Genomic DNA, 2,331 nt, shown 5'->3' with positions numbered 1-2,331 from the left:
GACGATGACGTCACCGCCATCTACGAGCGCTTCATGCCGCTGCAGATCGAGAAGATCGGCCTGCACTCCGCGCTGATCCCCGGCGCCCTCGACGCCATCGCCACCCTGCGCGGCAAGGGCCTGAAGATCGGCACCTGCTCCGGCTACCCGGCGGTGGTGATGGCCAAGGTGGTGGAGCTGGCCCGCGAGAACGGCTACACGCCGGACCACGTGGTGGCCACCGACGAAGTGCCCAACGGCCGCCCGCACCCGGCGCAGTCCCTGGCCAACGTCATCGCCCTCGGCATCAACGACGTCGCCGCCTGCGTGAAGGTGGACGACACCTGGCCGGGCATCCTCGAAGGCCGCAGCGCCGGCATGTGGACCGTGGCGCTGACCTGCTCGGGCAACGCCCTGGGCCTGACGTACGAGCAGTTCAAGGCGCTGCCGAAGGACAAGCTGGACCAGGAGCGCGCGCGCATCGGCCAGATGTTCGAAGGCTCCCGCCCACACTACCTGATCGACACCATCGCCGACCTGCCGGCGGTGATCGACGACATCAACAAGCGCCTGGCCCGTGGCGAGATGCCCCAGGCCAACTGATTGGAAGCGGGGTCAGCCGTCGGCCCCTCCCCCGGCGGGCAAGGATGCCCGCACCTCTCGTGAAAAAGCCCAGCCCCATTTAAGGGCCGGGCTTTTTGGCGCGTGGGAAGCCGAATCCTGTGGTGGGAAATTTGTTCGCGAGGGATGCATCGAGTCCTGAACAACCAATCAGGACTGGTGCCAAGTTTTGGACATTTTCAAGTGCCATTCGCAATGGATTACAACAAACCCTGTCAAACAAGCTACTGTGCAGCAACCAGATTTGGATTTATTTTTATGCACCCCAGTCATGCACTTCCATACGAAACCGACGCTAATCACACTAAAAATCGCTTATCTCTTCTTCAAGACTAATAAAAAAATTAAGCTTCAAGTCGCGCACAGGAGGAAGAGTTGTAACACTAAGGATAAATTCTAGTTTTTTACCAACAAACGAAAAACCCTCAAAACCAGCATATGCGTAGTCTCTATCAAATTTTCCCCCCTTATAGCCGCAACATGCCTTTTGCCTAGCGACAACCCACTCAGCCTCAGGATCAAGATTCTGCACAAATAAACATACCCCCATACACCCTCATATATCTAAACACCTTCCCACCGATACGAGAAAAACCAGATTCCGCAACCAATTTGTAGTTCGACTCAACATAACTTTCAGCGCCACTCCTGCAGGTCACAAACAATAATACGAGCATAATCCCACACTTTATCTAACCCTCCCCCTCAAATACGAAACCCTTCTATTGAACCTATCCACGGGAACTCCAGGCCAGTTATTATAGTTATAAACTCCTCTGGAAAAATTCAAATAATAGTTATCCACAAATGGCTTTTGTATAATTCGCCTAGTCGCACCCGTGTAGTCACCTCTATATATTAGATCAACAACAACATCTCTAATCTTCCAGTTTGTCTCTTCCCAGCACAAAACTCCATACACCTCTCGGGTATCTTTCTTACTTGAAATCTCCACAACCCTCTCTTTCATGTATGTATATACAGGCAAAAATAGGTCGTGCTGCTTTCTTGTTATTCTTTGCTTGCAAACATTAGCAGGAGCACTATTCAAATAGATCCTCGCCGCCTCTCCCTTAAGCCCCTCAGCCCCCATCAACCAAGACAACAAAGGTTCCTGTATTCCAGCCGCTCGCAAATCAGCAGCGGGAGTTGGCCGCTGCCCAAGATCATACCCCCGCCCAATCGTCACTCCCGACACTCCACCAAGCCAATGGGCAACACGACTAAAGTATCTATACAAGGGGTGCGTTCCATCTTCTATGTCATTACCTTCAACATCAAAAGTTAGCTGACCATATGGAACCTTAAGCCATCCAATATCATTCTCATCAACCATTTCCGAAAGACTTGTCATTACTCCAACCGGGTGCAAATAATAAATCCTCCCTACTTCTGGAAGTTCAACCTTGATCGCCACCTCCTTCCACCAACTCAACTGTTTGATTCGCTCTTTTTCCACCACCCAGTTCAGAATTGGTGCGGAAGTGGTGTGCCCCAACACTTTATCTAGTGCATCCCACTTTCTTTCCTGGTAATACCATTCACTTTCGTAATGAATAACCAGTTGAGAAATAGACTGGGCATGCGCCGGTATACGCAGTGCCGCCTGCAACTCTTCGGCGGTCATTCTGCCGTCGCGGTTGGTATCGATGATCTCGTAGAGGCGGGATCTGACTGGCCCCCTATCAGACTTGTCGGCCCTGGCGCGGTTGGATTCGATAGCCTCGTCAG

The 2,331-nt window shown here is 52.2% G+C and carries 2 protein-coding genes; one reads left to right on the top strand and one right to left on the bottom strand.

What is annotated here, in order from left to right:
- Positions 1-582: HAD-IA family hydrolase (locus E8E75_RS02450; RefSeq protein WP_280357923.1), on the top strand; the 582-nt coding region annotated here is incomplete at its 5' end.
- A gap of 706 nt (positions 583-1,288) precedes the next feature.
- On the opposite strand, the gene E8E75_RS02445 is transcribed toward E8E75_RS02450, so the two are convergent.
- The coding region (locus E8E75_RS02445; RefSeq protein WP_280357921.1) for a pesticin C-terminus-like muramidase at positions 1,289-2,331 on the bottom strand (1,043 nt) is incomplete at its 5' end.

The sequence above is a fragment of the Pseudomonas sp. BN606 genome (genome assembly GCF_029873115.1).
In the GTDB taxonomy this organism is placed as follows: domain Bacteria; phylum Pseudomonadota; class Gammaproteobacteria; order Pseudomonadales; family Pseudomonadaceae; genus Metapseudomonas.
Note: the sequence above shows the minus strand (reverse complement) of the source record. Positions and strands in the feature narration are given on the sequence as shown.